The sequence below is a fragment of the Cupriavidus sp. 01T418 genome (assembly GCF_056398885.1).
This window is the reverse complement of record NZ_JBFTQG010000033.1, coordinates 19813-45845: the sequence shown is the minus strand read 5'-3', so window position 1 is coordinate 45845 and position 26033 is coordinate 19813. Positions and strand designations below refer to the sequence as shown.

The window sequence follows — 26033 nt, the reverse complement described above, 5'->3', positions numbered from 1 at the left end:
GATGCGATGAACGCAACACCGCTGCGGCTGGCGCAGTACTCGGCCCGCGCACTGGCGGCGGCGCGGCCGGGCTGGCTGGAGGGCGCGCTGGGGGCCGTATGGTATGGCGACGGTACGCCACCGCCCGAGCTTGCCGGGACGGATTTGCCGCTGGCGCGCGTGGCCACGCCGCCGCTCGGCGAGGATCCGGTCGTTTGCGAAGTCTGGCACGGGAGCAACGCAGCCCCCGCCACCGGCCGGCACGGCGTGGTGGATTTCCGCGTGGATGCCACGCTGGGCCTGATGTTCGGCAGCGTCACGCTGCGCGAGGCGGAGTTCGACGGCGCCCCGGGCGCCACGCTGCGACTCGCGACCGAGCGGGCCTATCGCGACATCTTCGGCCTGCTGGATGCGCAGGGCTATCCCTATCTCGTGCGGGTCTGGAACTACGTGGCCGATATCAATGCCGAGGAGTCCGGCATGGAGCGGTATCGCCAGTTCAATATCGGGCGCCAGGATGCCTTCACCGCTTGCCGCCGGGAGATCGTGGGCAATGTGCCGGCGGCCTGCGCGCTTGGCGCGGTGGGCCAGTCCGTGGCGCAGCGCACGCTGTCGATCGGCTTCCTGGCCAGCCCGCGGGCGCCTGTCGCGGTGGAGAATCCGCGGCAGGTCAGCGCCTATCACTATCCTGCGCAATACGGCCTGCGCAGCCCGACCTTTGCGCGCGCCGGCTTGTGGCTGGCCAGTACGCAGGGGGGGGCGCAGGGCGAGCGCGCCGCGCCGGTGCTGTTCGTGTCCGGCACCGCCAGCATCGTTGGCCATCGCACGGTGCACGTCGGCGATGTGGCCGCGCAAACGCGCGAGAGCATCGCCAACATCGCCGCCGTGCTGGAGCAGGCTGCACGCGACGGCCATCCCGGTCTTGGTTTGCCGGAACTCGCCTACCGGGTCTACGTGCGCCATCCGCAGGAACGTGGCACCGTCGCCAGCGTGCGCGCGGAACTGGAAAAAGCGGTGGGTCCCGGCGTGCCGGCCGCATACGTGCAGGCCGATATCTGCCGCGGCGACCTGCTGGTGGAAATCGAGGCATCGGCCGGCCACGGACTGGAAGTGCTTGCGTGAGCGCGCCCAGGGAGGTGCCTTGATGTTCCGGCAACTGCGCGAGACCTTGCAGGGCCAGGCTACGGCGGCGGCCGAGTACGCCGCGTTCTATGCCGGCCTGCTGCTGCTGGCGCTGATCTCGCTGCTCTGGGCACCCTTTGCCGCGGCCTGTTACTGGCTGCTGCCGCCCGGGCTGGGGCAGCGCTTCGGCCGCTTCGTGATCATGGGCATATTCCGCTTCTATCTGTGGGCTCTGGCCGCCATGGGCGCTTGCCGCTTCGATCTGCGCGAACTGGACAGCCTGCGTGGCGGGCCGCCCCTCGTGCTGGCGGCCAATCATCCCGGCCTGCTGGACGCCTTGCTGGTTTTGTCCCGGTTGCCCGGGGCGGCCTGCGTCATGAAGGCCGAGGTGGTGGACAATCCCTTCCTCGGTGCCGCCGCCAGGCTGGCGCGCTATATCCGCAACGACACGCTGACCGGCCTGATCCGCAGTGCCGTGCGGGAACTGCGGCATGGCGGCCAGGTGCTGGTGTTCCCCGAAGGCACGCGCACCACCCGCCGCCCGGTCAATGCTTTAAAGGGCGGCGTCGGCCTGATTGCCAAGCGTGCGGGCGTGCCGGTGCAGACGCTGATCATCGAGACCGATTCGCCGTTCCTGGGCAAGGGCTGGCCGTTATTTCGCAAGCCCGAAATGCCGGTTTGCTATCGCGTCCGGCTGGGCCGGCGTTTCGATCCTCCCGGCAGCGAGCGCGGGTTCATGGCCGAACTGGCGCAGTACTATGAGGCGGAGTTGTCTTGCCCGGAGATGGCGCCGCTGCGTCCCGGTACGACTGGCCGTGCGGCGCATCATGTGTGATCTGCCGGGTTTGCGTGACCAGGATGGGCGGCGGCTTGCCGCGCTCTGCCCCGGTGCGTGTTTTTTCACTGTTTTCAGATTCACTTTCAGATTCACTTTCAGATTCACCTTCGCATGACCAAGCCTTCCACCACCCATCTCGTCCTGATTCCCAGCTATAACCCTGGGTCCAAGGTTCGCGACACGGTGCGCGAGGCGCGGCGCCACTGGTCGCCGGTGTGGGTGGTGGTGGATGGCAGCACCGACGGCAGCACCCAATGGCTGCAGCAGGAAGCGGCGGCCGACCCGGGCCTGCGCGTGCTTGTGCTGCCCCGCAACCAGGGCAAGGGTGCGGCGGTGCTGCACGGGCTGGAGCATGCCGCCGCGCAGGGGTTCACCCACGTGCTGACCATGGATTCCGACGGCCAGCATCCCGCCGGCCTGATCGCGCCCTTCATGGCGGCATCGCAACGCGACCCGCGTGCCATGGTGCTAGGCCGTCCGGTCTTCGATGCCAGCGCGCCGAAGGCCCGGGTCTACGGGCGCCGTATCTCGAACGCGTGGGCCAACCTGGAAACGCTCTGGGCCGGCATCGGCGATTCGCTCTATGGCTTTCGCGTCTACCCGATCGCGCCGCTGCGTGCCGTCATGCACAAGCAGCGCTGGATGCGGCGTTTCGATTTCGATCCCGAGGCGGTGGTGCGCATGTGCTGGCAAGGCGTGCGGCCGCTGAACCTGGATGCGCCGGTGCGCTATTTCAGCGCCGGGGAAGGCGGCGTATCGCACTTCAACTACTTGCGCGACAACCTCTTGCTGAGCGGGATGCATGCGCGCCTGCTGGCCGGCTTCCTGCTGCGCCTGCCACTGCTGGCATGCCGCCGCCTGCGCGCCAGGGAGAGCACGACTTCCCGCACTGCCGCACCCTGACGGCGCCCGGGCGGGGCATCCTGCCGCTGCCGGCCGATGGCGCTCGCTTGCCGTCGGGCGCAGCCGGCCATGCATGCTTGGGCTCACCTTCGGGTAGACTGATCCCCCAGTGAGTTCCAGTCCGTGCAGTCGGCCAATCGAGATTCGAGTCTTGCAAGGAGAAGTCCCCCATGCATGCAGTCCCGTTGCTAGATAGCAGTGCCAGCGATAGCTCCGCCGAAGTCCCGATCCGCGACCTGCGTCGCGTCACCATTCATCCCGATCACTGGTATCCGCTAGCCTGGTCGCGGGAAGTCAAGCGCGGCAAGGCGCATGGCGTGCGCTTCGCGGGCGACCCGATCGTGCTGGTGCGCACGGAGTCCGGCGCGGTATTCGCGCTGGAGGATCGCTGCGCGCACCGGCAGGTGCCGCTGCATGCGGGCGTGGTCGAGGGTGAATCGATTCGCTGCTGCTATCACGGCTGGACCTACGACTGCACGGGCAGTTGCATCGACGTGCCATACCTGGGCCGCGACCGGCTGCCGAACGGCGTGCGCTCGTATCCGTGCCGCGAGGTGGAGGGCCTGATCTTCGTGTTTCCCGGCAGCGCGGTGCTGGCCGAGGAAACGCCTTTGCCCAACCTTGCCTCGGTGGCCGACAAGGCGTACAAGACGCGCCGTTTCGGCCGTGAGGTCAAATGCCACTACTCGTTCATGCATGAGAACCTGATGGACATGAACCATCAGTTCCTGCACCGGCGGCAGATGGGCCAGATGCGCGCGCGCTCGCTCGGGCGCCGGCGGGGTCCGGGGTGGGTCGAGGTCGACTATACCTTCGCGCGGGAGGACGGCAAGCAGCCGGTGGGCGAAGCCCTGGTGTTCGGTGGCGGCAAGAACGGCGGGCAGGCCGGCAAGGATGTCATGACGGTCCGTACCTGCTACCCCTACCAGACCTTGCAGATCCGCACCTCGGAAGCAACGCTGGTGATGGATCTGTGGATCGTCTACGTGCCGCTGGACGCGGAGCAGCGCACCAACCGCACTTTCGGGCTGCTGTCGATCAAGAAGCCCGGCATTCCCGGCGTGCTCAACCTGGCGTGGCCGCTGCTGGTCTGGTTTACCGAACGGATCTTCAAGGAAGACCGCTGGATCGTCGAGGCGGAACAGGAAGCCCACGACAAGCAGGGCGCGGACTGGAACCACGAGGTATTCCCGGTCATCAACGAACTGCGCGACCTGCTGCGCGAGTGCGGGGCACCGGAAGCGCCCGCCCAGCCGGAATGAGGCAGGCATGAACTTTGAAAGGACTCCCGATCAGCGCGCCATCGTCGAAGCGGTGACGCAGATTTGCAGCGACTTTGGCGCCGACTACTGGTCCGGGCTGGACGATGAGGGCAAGTTTCCCCATGCCTTCCACCAGGCCATGGCGAAAACCGGCTGGCTCGGCATCGCGATGCCAGAGGCCTATGGCGGCGCCGGACTGGGCATTACGGAGGCGGCGCTGATCATGCAGACGGTGTCGGCCTCCGGCGCGGGGTTTTCCGGCGCGTCGGCCATCCATATGAATGTGTTCGGCCTCAATCCGGTAGTGGTGTTCGGCAACGAGCGCCAGAAGGAAGCCGCGCTGCCACCGCTGATCGCCGGTCAGGAGAAAGCCTGCTTTGCCGTGACCGAACCCGACGCCGGCCTTGATACCACGCATCTCAAGACCCAGGCCGTACTGTCGGCCGATGGCCGCAGCTATCGCGTGGATGGCCGCAAGATCTGGATCTCCACTGCCCAGGTGGCCGAGCGCATGCTGCTGCTGGCCCGCACCACGCCGCTGGAACAGGTGGCCAAGCCGACCCAGGGCCTGAGCCTGTTCTATACCGCGCTGGATCGCAAGCACATCGAGGTGCGCGAGATCCACAAGATGGGGCGTGCCGCGGTGGACTCGAACATGCTCTTTATCGACGGGCTGACGGTACCGGTGGAAGACCGCATCGGCGAAGAGGGGCGCGGCTTTGAATACATCCTGCATGGCCTCAACCCGGAGCGCATCCTGATTGCCGCCGAAGCCGTCGGCCTCGGCCGCGTCGCGCTGGAAACCGCGACCCGCTACGCGAAGGAGCGCACCGTGTTCGGCCGCCCGATCGGGCAGAACCAGGGCATCCAGCATCCGCTGGCGCAGGCCTGGATGGCGCTGGAAGCGGCGGACATGATGGTATGGAAAGCGGCGTGGCTGTACGACCAGGGCAAGCCCTGCGGCGCCGAAGCCAATACCGCCAAATACCTGGCGGCGGAAGCCGCCCACCAGGCGTGCCAGACCGCCGTGCTGACGCTGGGCGGCATGGGCTATGCGCGCGAGTACCAGGTGGAGCGCTACCTGCGCGAGTCGTATATCCCACGGATTGCACCGGTCAGCGCGCAGCTGATCCTGTGCCATATTGCCGAGCGGGTGCTGGGTTTGCCGAAGTCTTACTGACCCCGTTGAGACGCCGGCGACGAGACAATCCCGCGCGGGGAAGCCGCATTCTTTCAGCGATGAAAATAATGAAGGGCGCGCCCTTGTTTCCCTGAGCGAACGCTGTTGTCTACAGGCCAAAAGGACAATAGGCCGACAGGTCGGCAGGCGACCCATCACGGTCCGGACCCGGGCAACTTGACTTTCACTTGCCCAGTTCGTGGCCGATGACGCCGCCAGCCACCGCGCCGCCCACGGTCGCCGCCGTATTGCCATGCGACAGTTCATGGCCTGCCACACCGCCGGCCACAGCCCCGGTTGCGGTACAGCCGTTCAGCCCGAGCAGGAGTACGGCGCCCGCGATCAGCGCGCTTGCGAGTCTCAGCATGGTGGTTCTCCTTGGTGATTTCCCTTGCGAAGTGCCAGTCACTGGGGAACGGGCACGGCTGCCATGGCTACAAGATAGCCGGGCACGGCGGCGGACCCAGTGGGGCAGCCGCTGATATCGATGTAGGAATTGGATGACGCCGCGAGCGCGGCGTCAGCAGAGGAGGGGGGCGCAGGAAGGGGGGCAGGCAGCGGGCAGGGACTGCCCGCTCACCGTTACCGCAGGCGCTTGATCAGCGCGGAGGTGTCGGCGCGGCCGCAGCCGTCTTGCTGCAGGTCCGCGTAGAACTGGTCGACCACGGCCGTGACGGGCAGGCTGGCGCCGTTGCGGCGGGCTTCGTCCAGGCAAAGGCCGAGATCCTTGCGCATCCAGTCCACCGCGAAGCCGAAGTCGAACTTGCCTTCGAGCATGGTGGGGCCGCGATTCTCCAATTGCCACGAGCCCGCTGCGCCCTTGCTGATCACGTCGAGCACCACCTTCATGTCCAGCCCGGCGCGCTCGCCAAAGGCGATGGCTTCCGACAGGCCCTGCAGCAGGCCGGCAATGCAGATCTGGTTGACCATCTTGGCCAGTTGGCCGGCGCCCGCGCCGCCGATCCGGGTGACGGCACGCGCATAGGCGCCCAGCACCGGCTCGACCTGGTTGAAGACGGCTTCGTCGGCGCCGCACATGATGGTCAGAACGCCCTTTTGCGCGCCGACTTCGCCGCCCGAAACCGGGGCATCGACAAAGTGCAGCCCGCGCTGGCTGGCGGCGGCGTACAGTTCGCGCGCCACATTGGCGCTGGCGGTGGTGTGATCCACGAACACGCAGCCCGCCGGCGCCGTGCCGAAGGCGCCTTCGGCACCGGTGAGCACCGCGCGCAGGTCATCATCGTTGCCCACGCAGGAGCAGACCACTTCGGCGTCCTGAGCGGCCAGCGCCGGGGTGGCCGCCGACTTGCCGCCGAAGGCCGCGGCCCACTGCTCGGCCTTGCTTGCCGTGCGGTTGTAAACGGTGACCTGATGCCCCTTGGCGGCGAGATGGGCCGCCATGTGATAGCCCATGACACCCAGGCCGATAAAAGCAACACGCATGACTTAAGAACTCCAAGGCCCGCGGTGACCGTAGGCGTTTGTGACCAGGTGGGTAGTAGTCCACCGAAGGCCGGAATCCTGCCACTCTTGCACCGCAGCGTCAACCAGCGTTGTTGGTGCTGCCGGTCGTCAGCATCTGGCAGATCGACGCGGCTGTCGCGGGCGCAAATTGTTGCACGCATGCGCGTGTCGACGCCAAGGTGCAAGCCGGCGCCATGACCCGATTGTCGACCGTCCGGTCGCGCAGGAAATGCGTGGCGATCGCGGTGCCATCGGCAGGTTTGCGCAGCCGGACCGGCCGCCGGCTATTCGAAATACACCTGGCCCGACCCGGTCCGGCTGACGGCGCGCTGGGGCGGCTTGCCGGCGACGACGATATCGCCCGAGCCCGACAGCGCCACGCTGGCGGCATCCGATGCGTAGCCGAGGATACGGCCCGAACCGGTCAGCTGCGCGTCCAGCCTCTGCGCATGCAATGCGCTGGCGTCCACCTCGCCCGAGCCGGAAATGGCGGCGCGCACGCTGCCTACCTGCCCCTCGGCCACGATCAAACCGGAACCGGACAGGTGCAGGTCGATGGATGCCTCGCGCAGTCCGGATGCCCGCAGGGTGCCGGCGCCGGGGATGCTGACCGCCTGCAACGACGGCCCGGTAATGGTCACCTTGAGCGGCGCAGCCAGCACGACCGGTGCCGAGAGGCCGATCGACAGCTTGCCGTCGACAACGGTGGCCACGATCAGCGGCAGGATATCGGCAGGGCCGGTGATGGAAACGGAAACGTTGGGCGACGCCGAGAATACCGCCTCGACCGGCGCATTGAGCTGCACGCCTGAAAACGCCCCTACCGAGCGCCGCTCGGTCCTTTGGGGCCCCGTTCCCTTGGTGGCGTCATTGGAGGAGACCACCTGGCCGTTGACGATGACGACACTGCTGCCGGATATCCCCGAGGCGGCGACGCCACTCTGGTTGATGACGACCAGGCCTTGCTGGGCCAGTGCCGCACCGGCAGCGCAGATGGATGCCAGCGAGGTTGCACAGAGCGTGTTGAAGCGGGTCATGGCGATCCTTTTGCGCTGGGTGGCGGCGCATGCTCCGGGAGACATCCGGCCTGCCAGTGGCGCCCCGGTCGACAGTGCTTTCGCCGGCCGCGCGGATTGCCGCGCCGGGCGTGCCGGCCTACTGGTGGAAGGTGTATGAATCCATTAATCCCTGACGATCCTTTTTGAATCATAGAGCGCCTCGCCGGCTTTGATGAGGGCTTTGATGAGGGCTTTGGTTAGTTCCTGGATGGTGTTCGGCGATGCGCTTGCGAGGTCTTGAACCGGCTTGGGGCAGCGCCACTCAGGCAAGTTGCGTTCGCGTATCATCGCGCCTGGCTTCACTGTCTTGAAGGAGAGTCATGCGTGCTATCGGCAATTTCATCTGGTTCATTTTCGGCGGCGTATTCATGGGTCTGGCCTGGTGGCTGGCCGGGCTGCTCGCCTTCCTATCCATCGTCGGCATACCGTGGGGCAAGGCTTGCTTCGTGATCGGCAAATTCACCTTCTTCCCGTTCGGCAAGCAGGCCATCAGCCGCCGCGAACTGCGCCAGCGGGATGACATCGGCACCGGTGCCCTTGGCCTGGTCGGTAACGTGATCTGGTTTATCTTCGCCGGTCTCTGGCTCGCGCTTGGCCATGTGGCATCCGCCATTGCCTGCTTTGTCACCATCATCGGCATTCCTTTCGGTATCCAGCATCTCAAGCTGGCTGGCATGGCGCTGGCGCCGATCGGCCAGACCGTCGTGACCAACGAGGTTGCCGAGGCCGCGCGGCGCGACCAGGCGCGCGCGCACGTGGACGGGCTGCGCCGTTGACGCTAGCCGCCGCGCTCGTTGGTGGGGCGACGCTCACAAAATTTTCGCGCCGGGCACCGATGCTTGCTATCGCTGGCTATTCTAAAGATGGCGGTTGATCGCCATGGTCATCGCGGCGTTCAACGGAGGCTTGAAATTGCGTTTGCGCCGGGAGGGACCCGACGTGAGCGTCTTGCGATGGCAGTCGAGCAGGAGTGGATATGAGAACGCTGGGCTTGCTGTTCGCCACGTCGGTGGCGATAGCGTTGCCGCTGCACGCGAATGCAGCGGGTTGCCAATATGACATGCAGTGCAAAGGGGAGCGAATCTGCCAGAAGGGCCAGTGCGTTTCCCCCGATGACGACGAGCAGGACGCCGCCGCCCAGTCCTCCAAGCCGCCAGCCACTCGCTTCTCTCCCGCTCCGCCGCCGGCCGCAAGTCCGGCGCAAGCACCCGCCTCCGGCCGCATGGCGAAGAGCGTGTTGCCGCCGCCGCCCCCGACGGAGCCACGTTTTTGCTGCACGGTAGCGGGCAGGCTCAAGCCATATAACAGCGCTGCCTTCGATGCCGAGACCAGTGTCGGCGACGCGTGCCAGGGCGTGACCAACTCTGGCAAGCCCGTGCCCGGTACCGCCTGCCAATGACGCGATGACGGCTCGTGCCGCAAGGCGGGGTAGCCCGGCCGCCGGTGACACCGCACCGGTAGTCGGGCTGGATAGTAACCAGGCTTATTCCGCCGCCTTGCCGGGCTCGTCGTCTGCCGGTGCAGGAAGCAACACTGACTTGCGCTGCCCGGGTTCGACCGTCTCCACCGGCAGTGGCTTGGCGCCCGGCAGGCAGGTCGAAACCCATCCCGCCATCGCCATGCGCATATTGGGCAGGGTGCCGCCATAATCCGGCAGGAAATCCCGTCCCATCAGGCACCATTGAAACGGATCCTGGCCGGTCATGGTGGCGAACTGGCGTTGCACCTCGCTGGCAAGGTCGTTGTGCGCGCCGTACAGGATCTCGTTCAGTCCGTGTGTATAAGCGGCGATGTGCTGCGCTATCACATCGGCCAGTTCGGGCCGGAACGTGCCGAAGGTGAAGGGCTGGGTTGCCGCTTCGAGGAAGAGTTCGGTGCTTTCCGCGATCGCTGTCCGGGCCGTTTCCAGGTTCAGCGCGGCGATCTTCTGGGCCAGCTGCGCCCATGCGCCGGTCAGGCCGAAAGCCATGTCCGGGGAAGGCGTGAGCGCCTCGACGGCTCCGGAGTGAGAGGGGGTGACCATAAGCGTCTCCGATAAACGATGCCACGCGTCCGAAGGGATTTCGCCGGTGGCAATCGTGACTTGCTGCGCCGCAGCATCGCGTCACCATAATAGGCGCAATCATCGGGGTGTCAAGAGGCGAAACGCAAGGCGCCCACGCCGTCACATGCGCGACGGGCGGGCAGCTTGATGCGACAGGCGGGCCGTCACACTGGCGCTTAAACTTGCAAGATCGGGGCCGTGATACGCTGCAAAGAGCCGTTTGCGATACATTCACTTGGTAAATGTGTTCAAAGCGCCCCATCGACAACCGCCCGCCCGACAGTACAAAGGAACGCCATGCCAGAAGCCCCCGCAACCTCTTCGCTAACCGCTCCCGGCGCCGCCCATGCCGTGGTGGTGGGTGGCGGCACCATGGGCGCCGATGTGGCCGTGGTGCTCACCCGCGCGCATTGCCGTACCACGGTGGTGGAGCCCGAGACGCAGCGAGCAGCCGCGGTGACGGCAAGAGTTGCCGCCAACCTCGCCGCCATCGGGCCGGCGGCCGAGGCTGGCCTGGCCGGGCTGACCGTCGCCACATCGCTCGAAGCCGTCGACTGGAGCACGGTTGACCTGGTGATCGAATGCATCCCCGAGCGTCTCGATATCAAGCGCGCCCTGTTCGCCGACCTGGTGCAGCGTGCCCGCCCGGACACCATCCTCGCCAGCAATAGTTCCAGCTTCCCGATCAGCGCCATCGGCGAGGGCCTGTCCACGCGGGAGCGCATGCTCGGGCTGCATTTCTTCATGCCGGCGCATCTGGTGCCGCTGGTGGAAGTGGTGCTGGGAGGCGTCAGCGCCGAGGCAGGCGCCGACGCCCTGATCGCCTTCATGCGCCGTTGCGGCATGGTGCCGGTCAAGGTGAAAAAAGATCTTCCCGGCTTCCTCGCCAACCGCCTGCAGCACGCCTTGTCGCGCGAAGCCTTCGACCTGATCGACCGCGGCATCGCCTCGCCGGAGGATGTGGACGCGGCGGTGCGCTTCGGCTTTGGCTTTCGCTTCCTGGCCGCGGGTCCGGTCATGCAGCGCGACCATGCCGGCATCGACGTGCACGCGGCGGCCGGCGCTACGATGTATCCCACCTTCAACAACTCGGCGGAGCCGGCCCGGTGCCTGAGCGAGCGCGCGGCGGACGGTCGCCACGGCATGAAGACCGGCGAAGGGTTCTACAGGTGGACGCCCGAAACCATCGCAGCCGAGCGCGAGCGCTATGATCGCCTGTTGCGCGCGGGGCTTGACCTGATCGCGCCGGAACTGCCCAAGATCGAACCCTGAACGACACAGAGCGCAATATGAGTGAACACACCTTCCTGGCGGATTCGCCGCTGATCATTACCGTGGCGCCCAACGGCGCCTACAAGACCGCTGCCGACCACCAGGCCGTGCCGCTGACCGCGGCGGCGCTGGCGGCCGAGGCGCGGGCCTGCCTCGAAGCCGGCGCGGCCATGATGCATATGCATGTGCGCCAGCCCGATGGCCGCCACTCCCTGGATGCGCAGATCTATCGCGACGCGCTTGCCGCCGTGAAACAGGAGGTGGGCGATCAATTGCTGGTGCAGGTCACCAGCGAAGCCGCCGGCATCTACCGCGCCGCCGAACAGATCGCGATGGTGCGCGAACTCCGTCCCGAGGCGGTTTCCGTCGGCCTGCGCGAAATCGCGGTGCCGGACATCCCGGAGGCGGAACTGGCCGATTTCCTGAGCTGGCTGGCACGGGAGCGGGTGATGACGCAGATCATCCTGTACGACGCCGCCGACGTGGCGCGCTGGCAAGCATTGCGCGCGCGCGGCCTGGTGCCGCCGGGCGCGTGGTCGGTGCTGTTTGTGCTGGGCCGGTATTCGGCGGGGCAGGTATCGTCGCCGAGCGACCTGCTGCCGTTCCTGCGGGTCTTCGAAGGCACGCTGCCGTGGGCGATCTGCGCCTTCGGGCGCGAGGAAAATGCCTGCGTGACCGCGGCCGCCGCCTTCGGCGGCCATGTGCGGGTAGGTTTCGAGAACAACCTGAAGTTGCGCGACGGCAGCACCGCGCCAGGTAATGCGGCGCTCGTCGGGCAGGCGGCAGAGGGAGCGCGGACGCTGGGCCGCCCGCTAGCCTCGGCCCAACAGGCCAGGCAAATCTACAGCGAGATCCGCTGATTCCTGGCGCTCAGCGGTGGCGTTCATGCGCCGTCGCTGAGCGTGTCCCGCGTGCCGTCGGTGGCGCCGTCGCTGGTCTCATGAATTATTGCGAAGTGACGTAAACGCGCAATATCAGGCTATGCTTGCTCGATTGTCGGGAGCGCAGCACACCGGCCCGGCGCCATGGGAGGCAGACGGCGGCGGGGCAGGGAGCCGGCATGGCCGGCTGCCTCGGGTGCAACTCCGCCGGGCCCGCGCCAGCGCGGCGCCGCACGCCTGACCGTCTTCCCAACCCGTGGAGTGATGCTACGTGGATGTATGCTGCGCGCTTGGCTACTCGCGCGCGGGATGCCGGACAGGCGCTGGCCTTGCTGCGCAAGGGGCGGCCCCAGCCGTGGTGCCGGGCCCGGACAGCGTGGCCGCGCTGTCGCAATTTGTTGGCCGCTGGCAGGCGGCTGCACAGTCTTCAGGGGAGCAGGCAATGTCGGTCCCGATGCATGATGACACGCACCTCGACCTTGCCGCGCAGCGCTGGGTGGCGCAGGCCGCGGTGGGCGGCCTCGACGGCGCGGCCAGGCTGATCTGGGCCGGGCTGGTGCTCGCGCTGATCAATGTGCTGCTGGCCGGCACGCTGGCGCCGGCGGGCCAGGCCTATCTGATATTGGGCATCGTGGCGGCCTTGCTGGGCGCCTTGCAGCTATGGCTGCTGGTGCGGGTGGCGATCGATCGCCGTCTGTTCGGCGCGCTTGCCGATACTTCGCAACAGGGTGAACACGCCGATATGGCCGCGATGCTGGGCGCGCTGGACCAGGCGCTCGTGCGGTTGGGCTGGGCCAGGCCCGAGGCCGGCGGGCGGTCAATGGCGCAGCGCGTTCGCGGCGCATTGCGCTGCCTCCACTGGGCCGCGGCGCTGGCCGCCCTGCAATTGCTGGTGGCCTTGCTGCTACTGCTGCTGAGATAACACACGATGTGGTATTCCAAACGGTTGGCGCGCGCCATCATCCTGTTCGCCCGCTTGCTGACCGGCATGCAGGCGCGCTCGAACGGCTGCCTGCCTGCCGCAGTGCAGTGTATCTACTTTGCCAACCGCAGCAACCACGGCGACTTCGTGCTGATCCGGGGCGGCCTGCCGCCGGACCTGCGTGGGCCGACGCGGCGGGTGGCTGGCGCGGATTGCAGCGACGATTTCCAGGTGCGCGGCACCGGAGATGATCGCTTTGGAAATGTCTGCGACAGCTTGGACGCAAGACCCTGTAAAATCGCCTGCTGCAGGCGGCTCGACCCGCCGGATTACCCCCTTCCTCCGCTTTGCCGGCCATCCTTTGCCGGTAAAGTCAATTACGAAAGTCATGCCAGAGTCTGATGAAGCCAAAGTAGCCGCGGCGGTGTGGGTCCGTGAGCAGATGGACCGCCACGGCCTAACGCTCGACGATTTGCTTGAGGCGGGTTGTTTCGCGGCACCCCCGGCGCCTGCCCCGGCTACGCCGGCGGCCGCACTTGCCGATCCCGCCCCGGCGCCGGAGGCGGAAAAGCCCGCCCGGCCGCTTTACCGCAATGCCATGGGGCAGAGCTGGGATGGCACCGGGGAGCGCCCGGAGTGGCTGCAGCGGGCGGTCAATGCCGGACAGACGATCGACTTTTTCCGCGTCGGCTAACGCTCGCCCGCCGGCAGTCCGGCATTCAACCTGCCCGTTGTGTCCCTGCGCTAGCGGTTGCACCCCAGCGTGGTCGCCGTGCACGCGAAAGGATCGGGCGGTTGGCCGTGGCGAGATGGCCAAAGCGGATGCACTTGGGGAAGGATGCACAATGCGCTTGACCCTGTAGTCGCTCCAGGGTCTTAAATGGACGGCAAGCAAAAACAAGCAGGAAACACCGCCATGCCTAGCGCAACGCCAGAACAGGCCTCGCTCCGTAGACAGGAGGATGCAGATCATGGGCATTCGCATGCACATGCACGCAAACACGAGGACGCTCACCACCATGGCCATGGGCACGATCACAAGGACGATCACGGTCACGCGCATGCCCACGCTGCCAGCCCGGCGTGCTGTGGCGGCGCCAGCGCCGCACCGGCGGCTCCCGTGGCGGTGCCGGCCGGCGCAGCGGCGGCCAGCTATCGCATCGACGCGATGGACTGCCCCACGGAAGAGACCCTGATCCGCAACAAGCTGGGCAGCATCGTCGGCGTGGCCGCGCTGCAGTTCAACCTGATGCAGCGCGTACTGACGGTGCACCACACGCTGGAGTCCCTGGAGCCCGTGGTGCGCGCCATCGAGAGCCTCGGGATGAAGGCCGAACCGCTGTCGGAGCATGCCGCGGAGCTGCCGCCGCAAGCGGCCAGGCCGTGGTGGCCGCTGGCGCTGGGCGGGGTGGCCGCGCTCGGCGCCGAGGCGGTTGGATGGCTGCATGTGCCCGCCCAGGAATGGCTGGCGCCCCTGCTGGCGCTGGCGGCCCTGGCCATGGCTGGCCTGGGTGTCTACAGGAAGGGATGGATTGCGTTATCCAACGGCAACCTGAATATCAACGCATTGATGAGCATTGCCGTCACCGGCGCCATGCTGATCCAGCAGTGGCCGGAGGCGGCCATGGTGATGGTGCTGTTCGCGCTGGCCGAGCGCATCGAGGCGGCGTCGCTGGACCGTGCCCGCAACGCCGTGCACGCCCTGATGGCGATGGCGCCGGAGCAGGCCACGGTGCGGCAGCCGGACGGCAGTTGGCTGCCCGTGGAGGCTGGCGCGGTGGCCGTCGGCGCATTGGTGCGCTTGCGTCCGGGCGAACGCGTGGCGCTCGACGGACGCGTGTTGCGCGGCCAGTCCACGCTGGACCAGGCACCGATCACCGGCGAGAGCGTACCGGTGGACAAGGGCGTTGGCGACGCGCTGTTCGCCGGCACCATCAACCAGTCCGGCGAACTGGAATACGAAGTCACCGCCCCGGCCAGCGGGTCCACGCTGGCGCGCATCATCCATGCGGTGGAGGCGGCGCAGGGCAGCCGCGCGCCCACGCAGCGTTTTGTCGACCGCTTTGCCCGCGTCTATACGCCGCTGGTGTTTCTCGGCGCCGTGCTGGTGGCGGTGGTGCCGCCGCTGGTGCTGGACGGCGGCTGGAGCGCCTGGATCTACAAGGCGCTGGTCCTGCTGGTGATTGCCTGCCCGTGCGCGCTGGTGATTTCCACGCCGGTGACCATCGTCAGCGGGCTGGCCGCGGCTGCGCGGCGCGGCATCCTGATCAAGGGCGGCGTCTACCTGGAGCAGGGCAAGGATCTCAAATGGCTGGCGCTGGACAAGACCGGCACCATCACGCATGGCAAGCCGGTCCAGACCGATTTCCAGCCGTTGGACGCGACCGCCGCGGCTGGCGAGGCCGCCAGCGGTGCGGCACGCTTGATCGCTGCCAGCCTGGCTGCCCGCTCCGACCATCCCGTTTCCATGGCCGTGGCCAACGCCGCGCGCGCCGACGGCATCGTGCCGCTGGAGACGCAGGACTTTGCCGCGCTTCCCGGATACGGTGTCAGCGGCAGTGTGAAGGGGCGCAGCTACTACCTGGGTAACCACCGCCTGATTCATGACCTTGGCCTGTGCTCGCCGGCACTGGAAGCGACACTGGAAGCGCTGGAGCGGCAAGGAAAGACTGTCGTGCTGCTGGGCGCCGACCACGGCGTCGAGGCGCTGTTCGGCGTGGCGGACACGGTCAAGGAGAGCAGCCGCCAGGCGGTGGCGGAACTGCACGCGCTGGGTGTCAAGACGCTGATGCTGTCGGGCGACAACCCGCACACCGCGCAGGCCATCGCCGCGCAGGTGCAGATCGACGAGGCGCGCGGCAATCAGTTGCCGCAGGACAAGGCAGACGCCATTGCGGCCCTGAGCGTGAAGGGTGCGCAGGGCGCCCAAGACAACGGCGGCAAGCGCGTGGCGGTCGGCATGGTGGGCGACGGCGTCAACGACGCGCCCGCGCTGGCGCGCGCCGATATCGGCTTCGCCATGGGTGCGGCCGGGACCGATACCGCCATCGAGACCGCCGACGTGGCCCTGATGGACGACGACCTGCGCAAGATCCCGGCGTTTATACGACTCTCGCGCCAGACCTCGGCGATCCTGAAACAGAACATCGCGCTGGCGCTCGGTATAAAGGTGGTGTTTCTGGCGCTGACAGTAATGGGCCTGGGCACCATGTGGATGGCGGTGTTCGCCGACATGGGGGCGAGCCTGCTGGTGGTGTTCAATGGCCTGCGCCTGGCGAAGGCCGGGCGGGCCCGAAACTGAAACGGACGCGCCCCCAGGGAAGGGGGCGCGTCGATGCTTTGAAGCGGAGCGTCAGGGCTGGATGATCAGCTCGCCGCTGCGGCCTTCGATAGCGCCCCAGCTAACCGGCGCCGTCGGCAGGCTGGCACGATCGAGGTGGCGGTAGAACGTTCCCATCGACACCAGCTCGTGGCCCTGCGCGCGCCAGCCATCCAGCAGCCGGTTGAACACAGGCGCCAGCTTGCCGCCTTCCAGCTCGGTATGCAGGGTGAACACGTGGTCGCGTCCGTCTTCGCTCAGGCGCAGCACGGCCTGGTGGACGTTGTCTTCCGTCAGGCCATCCACGCCGATCAGTTCGTCCAGTGTCGGCAGCGTGGTCGGCATCTGCACGTGCCGGCATGCCACACCGTCCACGGCGGGGATGTACGGACCGGTGCCGCGACCGTCCGAGGCATAGACCATGCCCCAGTCGTCGATCTGGCGGAAGGCCTCGTCGTTCATCTGCCAGCCCGCTGCCCCATGAGTGGGCGGCGCTTCGCCGAAGATCTCGACGTAGCGGTCGAACGCGCTCTGCATCTGGCGCCGCGTCCAGGCCGCATCGCGCTCGCGCACATTGTCCTGCCAGTAGACGTGGTCCCAGGTGTGGATGCCGCATTCATGGCCGGCCGCGCGCGCGGCGCGCATCTCGGCCGCACCCTTGCGGCCGATGTCGGGGCCGGGTAGCAGCACGCCGTACATCAGCGTGCGCAAGCCATAGTTCGACACCACCGAGGTGCGCGACACCTTCTTCAGAAAGCCGGGCCGGAACACGCGCCGCAGCGCCCACCCGGTGTGGTCGGGGCCGAGGCTGAACAGGAAGGTAGCCTCGGCCCGCACGCGGGCCAGCATGGAGAGCAGCGCCGGCACGCCTTCGCGGGTACCGCGCAGCGTGTCGACGTCGACCTTGAGGGCGATACGGGCCATCGGGTGCGTGCGCTCAGTTGGCCGAATCGACCAGGGTGCGCGCCTCGATCACCTTGCAGCGGTAAGCCTCGAAGATGGCCCGCAGCGCATCTTCCATGGTGACCTGGGGCTTCCAGCCCAGCTCTTCCACGGTGTTGTCGATCTTCGGCACGCGGTTCTGCACGTCCTGGTAGCCCTTGCCGTAGAACTCGCCGGAAGAGGTCTCCACGATCTGGGTCTTCTTGGCTTCCTCGGCGTACTCGGGGTAGTCGCCGGCCATCTTCAGCATCATCTCGGCCAGCTCGCGCACGGAGTGGATGTTGCGCGGGTTGCCGATGTTGTAGATCTTGCCGGTGGCAATGCCGTTCGGGTTCTCGATGATGCGCATCAGGGCGCTGATGCCGTCGGTGACGTCGGCAAAGGCACGCTTCTGCGCGCCGCCGTCGACCAGCTTGATCGGCTCGCCGCGCACGATGTGGCCGAGGAACTGGGTGACCACGCGCGAAGAGCCTTCCTTCGATTCGAAGATCGAGTCCAGGCCGGCGCCGATCCAGTTGAAGGGGCGGAACAGCGTGTAGTTCAGGCCCTGTTCCATGCCGTAGGCGTGGATTACGCGGTCCATCAACTGCTTGGAGCAGGCATAGATCCAGCGCGGCTTGTTGATCGGGCCGCAGATCAGCTCGGAGGTCTCGGGGTCGAACTCGTCGTCATGGCACATGCCGTACACCTCGGAGGTGGACGGGAATACCAGGTGCTTGCCGTACTTCACGGCGGCGCGCACGATCGGCAGGTTGGCCTCGAAGTCGAGTTCGAACACGCGCAGGGGCTGGCGCACGTAGGTAGCCGGGGTGGCGATCGCCACCAGCGGCAGCACCACGTCGCACTTGCGGATGTTGTACTCGATCCACTCCTTGTTGATGGTGATGTCACCTTCGAAGAAGTGCATGCGCGGATGGTCGACCAGGTCGCCAAGGCGGTCGCTGGACATGTCCATGCCGTAGACTTCCCACGACGTGGTTTCAAGAATGCGGCGCGTCAGGTGGTGGCCGATGAAGCCGTTGACGCCAAGAATCAGGACCTTTTTCATCGGTTTTCCTCTTTGGACAATGCAGTAAGAAATGTGGAAAGCGCGGCAGGCGAAACCGGCGCGGGGCGGGCCCCGTCTTCCAGCAGTTCGCGTACCAGGATGTGTCCCCCGTCGCCGCACACGCCGACGATCTGCTCGTCGATCACGTGCAGGCCCGGGCGGGCGGCGCTGGTGGACTGGGATGGGGTGGCGGCACGCAGGCGGCGCGCCTGCGCCACCACGAAACGGCGTGCACCGATATCGGTGAAGGCGCCAGGGTAAGGCGGTGCCACGGCGCGGATCAGGTTATAGACCTGCGCGGCGGGCTGTTGCCAGTCGATGCGGCCATCCTCGGGCTTGCGCCCCGAGAAGTAGCTGCCTTCGGCCAGGCGGTTGGGCAATTGTGCGATGTTGCCGGCCATCATGGCGGGCAACGCGCGCCACAAGGTTTGCTCGGCAGCCACGGTCACCTTCTCGAAGACTTCCCCGGCGGTGTCGTCGGGGAGAATCGGTACCGAGGTCTGGTCGACGATGTAGCCGGCGTCCGGCTTGGCTTCCATGGCATGCAGCGTGGCGCCGGTCTCGTTCTCGCCGTGCAGCACCGCCCAGTTCACCGGCACGCGGCCGCGATACTTGGGCAGCAGCGAGCCGTGCATATTGAACGCACCCTGCGCAGCCAGCGCCAGCACCGCAGCCGGAATCATCGCGCGGTAGTAGAAGGAGAAGATCACGTCAGGGCGCGCGGCGGCCACTGCCGCGGCCAGCGCCGGATCGTTGGGGTCTTCGCCATAGGTGACGGGCAGGCCGAGTTCGGCGGCGGTATCGGCAACGCGGCGGAACCAGATGTTTTCATCGGGACGGTCGCGGTGCGTGACGACCAGCGCCACCTCCACGCCGCGCGCATGCAGCACGCGCAGGCAGCGGTCGCCGACGTTGTGATAAGCGAAAACGACTACGCGCACGAGGGCTCCGAGGATTTCTGCTGTTCCGGCGTGCCTTCCAGCACGGCCTGGATGCGGTAGCGCGGGCGGTTGCGCACTTCCTGGTAGATGCGGCCGATGTATTCACCCAGCAGGCCGATGCCGAACAGCATGATGCCCACCAGGAAGAAGTTGAAGGCGAGCAGGGTGAACACACCCTGCACTTCCGCGCCGAACAGGAAGCGGCGTGCCAGCAGTACCGCCACCAGACCGGCCGAGGCCAGCGACAGCAGGGTGCCGATGGCCGAGAACCACTGCAGCGGCACGATCGAGAAGCCGGTCACCAGGTCGAAGTTCAGCCGGATCAGCTGGAACAGCGAGTACTTGGATTCGCCGGCGTGGCGCTCCTCGTGCTCCACTACGATCTCCACCGGATTGGAGGAGAACGTATAAGCCAGCGCGGGAATGAATGTGTTGACCTCGCGGCACGCGTTGATGGTGTCGATCACATTGCGGTCGTAGGCGCGCAGCATGCAGCCCTGATCGGTCATCTTGATGCGCGTAATGCGCTCGCGCAGCCGGTTCATGGCCCGGGAAGCAATACGGCGGAAGGCGGTGTCGTTGCGCTCGCGGCGGATGGTGCCCACGTAGTCGTGGCCTTCGCGCATGGTCGCCACCAGCCGCGGGATTTCTTCCGGCGGGTTCTGCAGGTCGGCGTCCAGGGTGATCACGATCCTGCCACGGGTGTGTTCGAAGCCGGCCAGGATGGCCATGTGCTGGCCAAAGTTGCCGTTGAACAGCACTACGCGCGTGACGTCCGGGCGCTTGTGGAACTGGCTGGCCAGGATCTGCGCCGAACGGTCGCGACTGCCGTCGTTGACGAAAATGATCTCATAGCTGCAGCCCATGCTGTCCATGGCCGGGTAAAGCCGGTCGAACAGGGCTTGCAGGCCATCTTCCTCGTTGTAGACAGGGATGACGACCGAGACTTCGACTGGGCTCATTTTAAGAGGCGTTTGCATGTTTCGCTAAGAGTTGCGCATACCCGCTCCACATCGGCGGCTTGCATGGCAGGGAACATCGGCAGCGTGACGATGCCCCGTCCGATGCGTTCGGCATGCGGCAGCATGCCCTCGCGCCAGCCCAGGGAGCGGTAATAAGAAAACAGGTGCAGGGCGGGGTAGTGCACACCGGTGCCGACGCCACGCTCGCGCATGGCTTCCATCACCGCGGTGCGCCCGCCTTCGATACGTTCAGCCGGCAGCACCACCTGGAACATGTGCCAGTTGGTGGTGGCCGCTTCGCCGTCGCGCGGCAGCGGCAGTTCGATGCCGAGTTCGGCCAGGCCGCTGTCAGCCGCGCAGCGGAAATACGTTTCGGCAAGTTCCGCGCGGCGCGCCGTGATGGCGTCGAGGTGCGCCAGCTGCGACAGGCCGATGGCGGCGTTGACATCGGTCAGGTTGAACTTGCCGCCGGGCTCTTCCACGTCCATGCCGTCCATGCCGGTGCGGATCACGCCTTGCAGGCGCAGGCGCTCGGCACGCACGGCCTCCTCGGGCGAGTTCATCACCAGGCAGCCGCCTTCGACGCTGGTGATGTTCTTGTTGGCCTGGAAGCTGAAGCTGACCAGGTCGCCGAAGGCACCGATGCGCTGGCCGCGCCAGCGCGAGTCGATGGCCTGGGCGGCGTCCTCGATCACGCGCAGGTTGTGCTTCTTCGCAATGGCGTAGAGACGGTCCATGTCCACCGGCAGGCCCGACAGGTAGACCGGCATGATGGCGCGGGTACGCGGCGTGATGGCGGCTTCCACGGCGTCGAGATCGATATTGCGCGTACGCGGGTCGATGTCGACGAAGACGGGCCTGGCGCCCACCGTGATCACCACATTGGCCGTGGCCACCCAGGTAATCGGGGTGGTGATGACTTCGTCGCCGGGGCCGATATCGGCCACGCGCAGCGCGATTTCCATCGTCGCCGAGCCATTGGCAAAGGTGCGCACCGGGCGGCCGCCGAACAACTCGGACAGCGCAGCCTCGAAGGCGTGCATCTTCGGGCCGGAGGTGATCCAGCCCGACGCCAGTACCTTGCCGACCTCGGCGATGGCTTCGGCGTCAATATTCGGCTTGACGAAGGGCAGGAAGGCTTGCGCAGCGGGAGCGGTCATGACGATCAGGCTCTTGGTACGGTGTGAGGTGGTCAGGAACGGGCAACGAGGAACACGCCGGCGAGGATCAGCAGCATGCCGGCCACGCGCATGGGGCCGATCATTTCGCCGAACAGGTACCAGGCTGCCAGGGCATTCACGACATAGCCGAGCGACAGCATCGGGTAGGCGATCGACACGTCGACTCGCGACAGGCCGACGATCCATACACCGACGCTGACCACGTACAGCGTCAACCCGGCCAGCACCGGCCACTGCGTCAAGACGCGCAGGGCCGTGGTGAACAGCGTGGCGCGATCGAGCGTGATGGCGCCCACGGCGTTGGTGCCGGCCTTGAGCAGCAACTGCGCACAGGCGTTGAGCAGCACGCCGGTAAAGATAAAAGCGAAGGTGGAAAGCGTCATTGCGCGCGGTTCTGTTCTTGCCGGGGTGCTGCCGTTACGTTGCCGGGAGGCGGGAAATTGGTGACCGCCACKCGGCGCTTGTCTTGCCCGATCTTGTACATCGGTACCTTGCGCTCCTCAAGCTGCTTGTAGGTGGCAGCCGACATGATACCCACCGCATGCTGGCCATCCTGCCATTTTGCAATAAAGGCATCCAGCGTGGGCAGCCATTTCCCGGGCTCCTGCCTGGTGCCGAATTCCAGTTCGTCAGGCCATTCCACCATGATGGTGGTGCGGCGCAGGTAATAGGGCAGGGTATGGTCCAGCATGCGCACACCATAGATCGGCATGTCATCCGTGAGGACCGCCTCGATGGCCGGCACCATGTCCACGCCCGAAGTCGGCCGTCCCATCACCTCGTGGCCGAGCAGCGCCACCGTGAAACTGCTGAACAGGCCGAGCGCGTAGACCGTGATGCTGACCATCAGGCCCTTGCTGGCCAGCAGCTTGCGGGCCAGGAAGATAGCCGCCAGCATCAGCACGAAGGCGGCGCCAACCCACACCGCGAACAGCCGGTACAGCTCATTGGGCGTATTGTCGGAGTTCAGCGTAGCCACCACCGGGCTGGCCAGCAAGCCGATCGCCGCGATCACCAGCATGCCGTTGAGCTGGCGCTTCCAGGCTGTTTCGTCGATCCGGGCGAGCGCGACCGCTCCCAGGATAGCCAGCGCCGGGAAGATCGGCACGATATAGCCGGGCAGCTTGGAGCCGGACAGGCTGAAGAAGACAAAAATGGCAATGGCCCAGATCCCCGCCAGCAGCGCCGGCTGGAACGGCTTGACGGTGGCCGTGCGCGCCGCGGCGGCGCCGCCGCGCATCACCTGCCACATGCGCGGCATCAGGCCCAGCCAGGGAATGAAGCCGGCCACCAGCAGCGGTATGAAGTACCACAGCGGCCCCTTGCGGGAGTGCACCGTCGAGGTATAGCGCTGCCAGTGTTCGTGGATAAAGAAGAAATTGAGGAATTCCGGATTGCGTTCCGACACCAGCCAGAACCAGGGCACCGTGACGATCAGCATCAACGCGATGCCGGTGACCAGGTGCAGGCGGCGCCAAAGCCCGAAATCACGCGAGACCAGCGTGTAGATCACCAGCACCAGCCCCGGCAGGGCAATGCCCACCAGGCCCTTGGTCAGGATCGCCACGCCCATCGCCACCCAGCAGGCCCACATCCAGTAGCGGCGGGCGGCGGGCGTGGCGCTGGGATGCTGGGCCAGCAGCATGAAGGCCAGCACGCAGGCCATGGCGCCGGACAGGGTCATGTCCAGCGAGTTGAAGTGCGAGGCCACGCTCCACATGGGCGCGGCCACCAGGATCAGGCCGGTCAGCAGGGCGACGCGCACGCCATACCAGCGATGTGCCGCCAGCATGGAAGCCAACAGGCCGACCATGCCCGACAGCGCCACGCAGAGGCGGGCCTGCCAGTCGCCCACACCGAACAGGGTGTAGGACAGGGCCGTCACCCACATATGAAAGGGCGGCTTCTCGAAGTACTTGAGCGCGTTGTAGCGAATCGTGACCCAGTCGCCGCTGGCAAACATCTCGCGGGCGATCTCGGCATAACGCCCTTCATCGGAGCGCAGCAGGTGGCGCGCATCCAGCGTGCCGAACCAGACCAGGAGAATAAACAGGCAAACCAGCGCAATTGCGCCAATCGGCAGACCGGCAGATTGCGAAACACCTTGTGCGGCGCTTCGCGAGGTGTCTCGCGAGGTCACGGAACTACGCATACGTCTCCTGGAAACGGGTGGATGGCCGTCGGGCTTGCGCTCTGGACGGCCGATTCTCGGGCCTGGCGGGGTGTTGCTGGCGTCCCTGGCTGGTGCCGGTAGCCCACGCCGCAATGGATGCTCGGTTTGCCTCGCCTGATGCCATGCAGGCACGTGTACCGGCTGGCAATGGCGCCGCTCCGGCGGCGGCAGCCGAGCCGGTTCGCGCCACCCTGATCGCCAGGCGGCTCCGGCCGGGCCGGCGAAAACATCACAACGCTGCAACCACTGCTTCGGTAGACACAAAATAAAAGCAATCGATCGTGCCCGCCGCCTTAGTCCTTCGTGTCTTTCACGCGCCAAGCCTTCCACGCCACTTGCCACATGGCCAACCGTGGTTGTCATGTGGCGCGGCGCGCAATGTTAGCACGACCGCCGGAACCCACAGTCGCGGGCAGGGTCTGCCGCCGCGGGACGATTCGCGCAGGCCGCGTGTTTCAGGTGAAAAGTGATGCATTTGGCATGTTTCTGGCGCTTCGCAAACGCAGCGCGACGCCGACCAGCAGGATGCCGCATACCACCGCCCATGCACCGATCATCCACAGCAGTGCCAGTGCGCCGGCAAGCGGTTGCCACAGCAGCAGAAATGCGAAAACGATGCTGACCAGCCCTGCCAGCACCAGCCACCATTCATTAGGCAGGTCCTTGCGCAGGCGGATCGCAGCGACAATCTGCAAGACTCCCGTGGCGAGCGTCCAGGCGGCAATATATAACAGCAGGGAGAACGCGGTCACGACGGGGCTGAACCAGGTCAGCAGGCCCACGCCGATGCCGAGCAGGCCCTGCAAGGCAAGGATGCCGCGATCGCTGGCTTCTCGCTGGCTGCCCGAGATCGCCATCAGCAGGGTCGTGATGCCGTCGGCGGCGGCAAAGGCGCCAAACAGTAGCACGAGCGCGGCCAGCGTCGCGATGGGGGCGAAAAAGGCACAGAATCCAAAAATGATGGCGAGAACGCCGCGTAGTGCCACGACCCACCAAAGCTTGGCGTAATACTGAAGCATGGAAACTCCCTTGCAAGATGCCCGCGCCGGGCTGGCCGCCATGAAGACCGTCGATGATCGGCAAGACACGCACGCAAAAAAGCGCTAATTTCTAGCCAGCGATGCTCCGATGGAACGAGCGGGGCGCGAAATCATTCTAGACAGGAATCATGTGAGGACAAAGGCGCAATTAGCGAGGACTGTTGCCGTTGCCGGGGCTGTGTGGCTGGCTGCGGGCAATCCTGCGCCGGCCCAGACCGCCGCAGTGGCCGCCGCGGCTCCGGCCGAGGGTGCGCCGGTGCGGCCCCTCGCCGTGCTTTGCGACGCGCCCTGGTTCCGTTCCGGTTCGCGGGTGCAGATGGAAGGTGATGGCACCATGCCCATGTCGGTCACCATGACGCTGCGCCATGCAACCAAGAGCCCGACAGGTTGCCGCGCGCAACTCGAGGTGCGCTCCAAGTCGGCACTGTCCGCGCTGATGGGGCCGCCGATCATCATGGCGCAGGTCCACATGCTCAATATCGACCGCAGCACCAGCGCGGCCAAGACCAGCATCGAGAGCGAGCATGCCGTCATCAACGCGCAGGGGCGCTATGCGCGCATGTATGGCGAAGCCGCCTTCAGGGGCCAGGGCGTGTTCAGTTATGCCGGCATGGATATCCACGAGGGCAGCACGATCGAGGGCGAGGCGTTCGAGTCCAGCGTCTCGCTGCAGATATATCCAGTGGGCGCGGATAAGGTGGTGGGAAGCATGCGCGCGCTGTACGCCTCGATCAGCGTCGGCTCCCGTCATGTGGGCAAGCGTCAGATGATCGATACCGTGCTGGGGCGCAAGGAGTGCATGCCGATCACCTACGAGAAGCGGACCTCGCTGGGGCCACTGATGGTGGGAGAGGAGGTCGTGCAGGTCGAACCCTCCGTGATGCATGTGACGGATTGGTATTGCCCTGCCGAGGCGTTCGTGCTCCGCACGGAGATCCGCCAGCAGGACAAGGTGCAGCGCATCGACGTGACCGGGATGGAACTGGACACTACCGCGCCCTGAGGCCCTCCCGGTGCGGCAACGCACGGCGTCCAGCCAGCAGCAAAAAACCCGCCGATGGAGATGGCGGGTTTTTTTCTGGCGAGCGCCGGAGTCCGGCGCGGCTTGCCGATCAGCTCGCGGCTGCGGCCGATGCGGCGTGCTTCTTGGTTTTCTTGCTCTTGCTCTTCTTGGCCGGCTTCTTGGCCTCCGGCGCCGAGGCGTCGGTCAGGTCCGTGCGGGTGCTCTTGTTCGCGCCCTGGGAATACGGGTCGAACTTGTCACCGGACTTGGCGCCCTGGGTGTACGGGTCGAACTTCTCGCCCGACTTGGCACCCTGGCTATACGGGTCGAACTGCTTCTTCCCGGTGGATTGCGCCTGGGCTGCTACGGAGACAGCGCCAATGCACAGCGCGATGGCTGTCGCGACGAACTTATTCATGTTTTCTCCTGGAAAGTGCCGCCTTCCGGCGGTTCGAGTACACGGAAACTGTCGGGAAAGGTCGCCTTGCCAAGGCTTGGC

Annotated in this window: 27 protein-coding genes; 14 read left to right on the top strand and 13 right to left on the bottom strand. The window is 66.3% G+C overall.

The features are described 5' to 3' along the window. Nucleotides 1-6: 6 nt before the first annotated feature. The 5 genes from AC1DQ3_RS25730 to AC1DQ3_RS25710 all read left to right on the top strand — a co-directional run bounded on the left by AC1DQ3_RS25730 (nt 7) and on the right by AC1DQ3_RS25710 (nt 5284). Nucleotides 7-1101, top strand: a complete 1095-nt coding sequence (locus AC1DQ3_RS25730; RefSeq protein ID WP_477122985.1) for a chorismate transformation FkbO/Hyg5 family protein — start codon at nt 7-9, stop codon at nt 1099-1101. 22 nt (nt 1102-1123) lie between these two features. After that, nucleotides 1124-1936, top strand: coding sequence for a lysophospholipid acyltransferase family protein (locus AC1DQ3_RS25725; protein ID WP_477122984.1), 813 nt, complete (start codon nt 1124-1126; stop codon nt 1934-1936). Between the two features lie 114 nt (nt 1937-2050). Continuing rightward, nucleotides 2051-2842, top strand: coding sequence for a glycosyltransferase family 2 protein (locus tag AC1DQ3_RS25720; RefSeq protein ID WP_477122983.1), 792 nt, complete (start codon nt 2051-2053; stop codon nt 2840-2842). Nucleotides 2843-3012: 170 nt separating this feature from the next. Then, the gene (locus AC1DQ3_RS25715) at nt 3013-4104 is read left to right on the top strand and encodes a Rieske 2Fe-2S domain-containing protein (protein ID WP_477122982.1); all 1092 of its coding nucleotides are present in this window, start codon (nt 3013-3015) and stop codon (nt 4102-4104) included. A gap of 7 nt (nt 4105-4111) precedes the next feature. Then, the gene (locus AC1DQ3_RS25710; RefSeq protein ID WP_477122981.1) at nt 4112-5284 is read left to right on the top strand and encodes an acyl-CoA dehydrogenase family protein; all 1173 of its coding nucleotides are present in this window, start codon (nt 4112-4114) and stop codon (nt 5282-5284) included. A 184-nt stretch (nt 5285-5468) separates the two neighbouring features. On the opposite strand, the gene AC1DQ3_RS25705 is transcribed toward AC1DQ3_RS25710, so the two are convergent. The 3 genes from AC1DQ3_RS25705 to AC1DQ3_RS25695 all read right to left on the bottom strand — a co-directional run bounded on the left by AC1DQ3_RS25705 (nt 5469) and on the right by AC1DQ3_RS25695 (nt 7785). Continuing rightward, nucleotides 5469-5651 (bottom strand): glycine zipper 2TM domain-containing protein, encoded by a 183-nt coding sequence (locus AC1DQ3_RS25705; RefSeq protein ID WP_477122980.1) that lies wholly within the window; start codon nt 5649-5651, stop codon nt 5469-5471. Nucleotides 5652-5866: 215 nt separating this feature from the next. Further along, the gene (locus AC1DQ3_RS25700; RefSeq protein WP_477122979.1) at nt 5867-6727 is read right to left on the bottom strand and encodes an NAD(P)-dependent oxidoreductase; all 861 of its coding nucleotides are present in this window, start codon (nt 6725-6727) and stop codon (nt 5867-5869) included. 305 nt (nt 6728-7032) lie between these two features. Beyond that, the gene (locus AC1DQ3_RS25695) at nt 7033-7785 is read right to left on the bottom strand and encodes a head GIN domain-containing protein (RefSeq protein ID WP_477122978.1); all 753 of its coding nucleotides are present in this window, start codon (nt 7783-7785) and stop codon (nt 7033-7035) included. A 341-nt stretch (nt 7786-8126) separates the two neighbouring features. On the opposite strand from AC1DQ3_RS25695, the gene AC1DQ3_RS25690 reads away from it, so the two are divergent. Both AC1DQ3_RS25690 and AC1DQ3_RS25685 read left to right on the top strand, forming a co-directional pair. Then, nucleotides 8127-8582: a YccF domain-containing protein gene (locus AC1DQ3_RS25690; protein WP_477122977.1), complete on the top strand. Its 456-nt coding sequence runs from the start codon at nt 8127-8129 to the stop codon at nt 8580-8582. A gap of 200 nt (nt 8583-8782) precedes the next feature. Beyond that, on the top strand, nt 8783-9205 hold the full coding sequence (locus AC1DQ3_RS25685) for a hypothetical protein (protein ID WP_477122976.1): 423 nt from the start codon (nt 8783-8785) through the stop codon (nt 9203-9205). Between the two features lie 84 nt (nt 9206-9289). Here AC1DQ3_RS25685 and AC1DQ3_RS25680 read toward each other — a convergent pair whose 3' ends face one another. Beyond that, nucleotides 9290-9829, bottom strand: a complete 540-nt coding sequence (locus AC1DQ3_RS25680) for a hypothetical protein (RefSeq protein WP_477122975.1) — start codon at nt 9827-9829, stop codon at nt 9290-9292. A gap of 318 nt (nt 9830-10147) precedes the next feature. On the opposite strand from AC1DQ3_RS25680, the gene AC1DQ3_RS25675 reads away from it, so the two are divergent. From AC1DQ3_RS25675 to AC1DQ3_RS25650, 6 genes are all read left to right on the top strand, one after another. Beyond that, on the top strand, nt 10148-11122 hold the full coding sequence (locus AC1DQ3_RS25675) for a 3-hydroxyacyl-CoA dehydrogenase family protein (protein ID WP_477122974.1): 975 nt from the start codon (nt 10148-10150) through the stop codon (nt 11120-11122). Nucleotides 11123-11139: 17 nt separating this feature from the next. After that, complete coding sequence (locus AC1DQ3_RS25670) at nt 11140-11982, top strand: beta-keto acid cleavage family enzyme (RefSeq protein ID WP_477122973.1); 843 nt, start codon at nt 11140-11142, stop codon at nt 11980-11982. A gap of 463 nt (nt 11983-12445) precedes the next feature. Beyond that, entirely contained in the window at nt 12446-12925 is a 480-nt protein-coding gene (locus AC1DQ3_RS25665) for a hypothetical protein (protein WP_477122972.1), read from the top strand. Between the two features lie 6 nt (nt 12926-12931). Further along, entirely contained in the window at nt 12932-13327 is a 396-nt protein-coding gene (locus AC1DQ3_RS25660; protein ID WP_477122971.1) for a hypothetical protein, read from the top strand. Further along, nucleotides 13314-13619, top strand: coding sequence for an H-NS family nucleoid-associated regulatory protein (locus tag AC1DQ3_RS25655; protein WP_477122970.1), 306 nt, complete (start codon nt 13314-13316; stop codon nt 13617-13619). The genes AC1DQ3_RS25660 and AC1DQ3_RS25655 overlap by 14 nt, the downstream gene beginning before the upstream one ends. Before the next feature lie 222 nt (nt 13620-13841). After that, a complete protein-coding gene (locus AC1DQ3_RS25650; RefSeq protein ID WP_477122969.1) occupies nt 13842-16226 on the top strand; it encodes a heavy metal translocating P-type ATPase in 2385 nt (794 codons plus the stop codon). 51 nt (nt 16227-16277) lie between these two features. Here the strand turns inward: AC1DQ3_RS25650 and AC1DQ3_RS25645 are convergent, their stop codons facing one another. The 8 genes from AC1DQ3_RS25645 to AC1DQ3_RS25610 form a co-directional block, all read right to left on the bottom strand. After that, the gene (locus tag AC1DQ3_RS25645; protein ID WP_477122968.1) at nt 16278-17168 is read right to left on the bottom strand and encodes a polysaccharide deacetylase family protein; all 891 of its coding nucleotides are present in this window, start codon (nt 17166-17168) and stop codon (nt 16278-16280) included. Nucleotides 17169-17181: 13 nt separating this feature from the next. Next, nucleotides 17182-18234 (bottom strand): bifunctional UDP-4-keto-pentose/UDP-xylose synthase, encoded by a 1053-nt coding sequence (locus AC1DQ3_RS25640; RefSeq protein ID WP_477122967.1) that lies wholly within the window; start codon nt 18232-18234, stop codon nt 17182-17184. Then, nucleotides 18231-19175: a formyltransferase gene (locus AC1DQ3_RS25635; protein ID WP_477122966.1), complete on the bottom strand. Its 945-nt coding sequence runs from the start codon at nt 19173-19175 to the stop codon at nt 18231-18233. The genes AC1DQ3_RS25640 and AC1DQ3_RS25635 overlap by 4 nt, the downstream gene beginning before the upstream one ends. Next, nucleotides 19166-20155, bottom strand: coding sequence for a glycosyltransferase (locus tag AC1DQ3_RS25630; protein WP_477122965.1), 990 nt, complete (start codon nt 20153-20155; stop codon nt 19166-19168). The genes AC1DQ3_RS25635 and AC1DQ3_RS25630 overlap by 10 nt, the downstream gene beginning before the upstream one ends. After that, nucleotides 20134-21297, bottom strand: a complete 1164-nt coding sequence (locus tag AC1DQ3_RS25625; protein WP_477122964.1) for a DegT/DnrJ/EryC1/StrS family aminotransferase — start codon at nt 21295-21297, stop codon at nt 20134-20136. Before AC1DQ3_RS25625 ends, AC1DQ3_RS25630 begins: the two co-directional genes overlap by 22 nt. A 32-nt stretch (nt 21298-21329) precedes the next feature. Continuing rightward, nucleotides 21330-21701: a DMT family transporter gene (locus tag AC1DQ3_RS25620; protein ID WP_035862867.1), complete on the bottom strand. Its 372-nt coding sequence runs from the start codon at nt 21699-21701 to the stop codon at nt 21330-21332. Next, nucleotides 21698-23470, bottom strand: a complete 1773-nt coding sequence (locus AC1DQ3_RS25615; protein WP_477122963.1) for a glycosyltransferase family 39 protein — start codon at nt 23468-23470, stop codon at nt 21698-21700. Before AC1DQ3_RS25615 ends, AC1DQ3_RS25620 begins: the two co-directional genes overlap by 4 nt. A gap of 476 nt (nt 23471-23946) precedes the next feature. Next, on the bottom strand, nt 23947-24510 hold the full coding sequence (locus tag AC1DQ3_RS25610; protein ID WP_477123011.1) for an HdeD family acid-resistance protein: 564 nt from the start codon (nt 24508-24510) through the stop codon (nt 23947-23949). A gap of 199 nt (nt 24511-24709) precedes the next feature. Here AC1DQ3_RS25610 and AC1DQ3_RS25605 point away from each other — a divergent pair, with 199 nt between their 5' ends. After that, nucleotides 24710-25534: a hypothetical protein gene (locus tag AC1DQ3_RS25605; protein WP_477122962.1), complete on the top strand. Its 825-nt coding sequence runs from the start codon at nt 24710-24712 to the stop codon at nt 25532-25534. A 109-nt stretch (nt 25535-25643) separates the two neighbouring features. On the opposite strand, the gene AC1DQ3_RS25600 is transcribed toward AC1DQ3_RS25605, so the two are convergent. Further along, nucleotides 25644-25952, bottom strand: a complete 309-nt coding sequence (locus AC1DQ3_RS25600; RefSeq protein ID WP_477122961.1) for an amino acid ABC transporter permease — start codon at nt 25950-25952, stop codon at nt 25644-25646. Between the last annotated feature and the right edge of the window lie 81 nt (nt 25953-26033).

Bases quoted from the DNA above. Each gene is read 5' to 3' on its own strand.
- AC1DQ3_RS25730 (WP_477122985.1), top strand. From the start codon at position 7: ATGAACGCAACACCGCTGCGGCTGGCGCAGTACTCGGCCCGCGCACTG.
- AC1DQ3_RS25725 (WP_477122984.1), top strand. From the start codon at position 1,124: ATGTTCCGGCAACTGCGCGAGACCTTGCAGGGCCAGGCTACGGCGGCG.
- AC1DQ3_RS25720 (WP_477122983.1), top strand. From the start codon at position 2,051: ATGACCAAGCCTTCCACCACCCATCTCGTCCTGATTCCCAGCTATAAC.
- AC1DQ3_RS25715 (WP_477122982.1), top strand. From the start codon at position 3,013: ATGCATGCAGTCCCGTTGCTAGATAGCAGTGCCAGCGATAGCTCCGCC.
- AC1DQ3_RS25710 (WP_477122981.1), top strand. From the start codon at position 4,112: ATGAACTTTGAAAGGACTCCCGATCAGCGCGCCATCGTCGAAGCGGTG.
- AC1DQ3_RS25705 (WP_477122980.1), bottom strand. From the start codon at position 5,651: ATGCTGAGACTCGCAAGCGCGCTGATCGCGGGCGCCGTACTCCTGCTC.
- AC1DQ3_RS25700 (WP_477122979.1), bottom strand. From the start codon at position 6,727: ATGCGTGTTGCTTTTATCGGCCTGGGTGTCATGGGCTATCACATGGCG.
- AC1DQ3_RS25695 (WP_477122978.1), bottom strand. From the start codon at position 7,785: ATGACCCGCTTCAACACGCTCTGTGCAACCTCGCTGGCATCCATCTGC.
- AC1DQ3_RS25690 (WP_477122977.1), top strand. From the start codon at position 8,127: ATGCGTGCTATCGGCAATTTCATCTGGTTCATTTTCGGCGGCGTATTC.
- AC1DQ3_RS25685 (WP_477122976.1), top strand. From the start codon at position 8,783: ATGAGAACGCTGGGCTTGCTGTTCGCCACGTCGGTGGCGATAGCGTTG.
- AC1DQ3_RS25680 (WP_477122975.1), bottom strand. From the start codon at position 9,829: ATGGTCACCCCCTCTCACTCCGGAGCCGTCGAGGCGCTCACGCCTTCC.
- AC1DQ3_RS25675 (WP_477122974.1), top strand. From the start codon at position 10,148: ATGCCAGAAGCCCCCGCAACCTCTTCGCTAACCGCTCCCGGCGCCGCC.
- AC1DQ3_RS25670 (WP_477122973.1), top strand. From the start codon at position 11,140: ATGAGTGAACACACCTTCCTGGCGGATTCGCCGCTGATCATTACCGTG.
- AC1DQ3_RS25665 (WP_477122972.1), top strand. From the start codon at position 12,446: ATGTCGGTCCCGATGCATGATGACACGCACCTCGACCTTGCCGCGCAG.
- AC1DQ3_RS25660 (WP_477122971.1), top strand. From the start codon at position 12,932: ATGTGGTATTCCAAACGGTTGGCGCGCGCCATCATCCTGTTCGCCCGC.
- AC1DQ3_RS25655 (WP_477122970.1), top strand. From the start codon at position 13,314: ATGCCAGAGTCTGATGAAGCCAAAGTAGCCGCGGCGGTGTGGGTCCGT.
- AC1DQ3_RS25650 (WP_477122969.1), top strand. From the start codon at position 13,842: ATGCCTAGCGCAACGCCAGAACAGGCCTCGCTCCGTAGACAGGAGGAT.
- AC1DQ3_RS25645 (WP_477122968.1), bottom strand. From the start codon at position 17,168: ATGGCCCGTATCGCCCTCAAGGTCGACGTCGACACGCTGCGCGGTACC.
- AC1DQ3_RS25640 (WP_477122967.1), bottom strand. From the start codon at position 18,234: ATGAAAAAGGTCCTGATTCTTGGCGTCAACGGCTTCATCGGCCACCAC.
- AC1DQ3_RS25630 (WP_477122965.1), bottom strand. From the start codon at position 20,155: ATGCAAACGCCTCTTAAAATGAGCCCAGTCGAAGTCTCGGTCGTCATC.
- AC1DQ3_RS25625 (WP_477122964.1), bottom strand. From the start codon at position 21,297: ATGACCGCTCCCGCTGCGCAAGCCTTCCTGCCCTTCGTCAAGCCGAAT.
- AC1DQ3_RS25620 (WP_035862867.1), bottom strand. From the start codon at position 21,701: ATGACGCTTTCCACCTTCGCTTTTATCTTTACCGGCGTGCTGCTCAAC.
- AC1DQ3_RS25610 (WP_477123011.1), bottom strand. From the start codon at position 24,510: ATGCTTCAGTATTACGCCAAGCTTTGGTGGGTCGTGGCACTACGCGGC.
- AC1DQ3_RS25600 (WP_477122961.1), bottom strand. From the start codon at position 25,952: ATGAATAAGTTCGTCGCGACAGCCATCGCGCTGTGCATTGGCGCTGTC.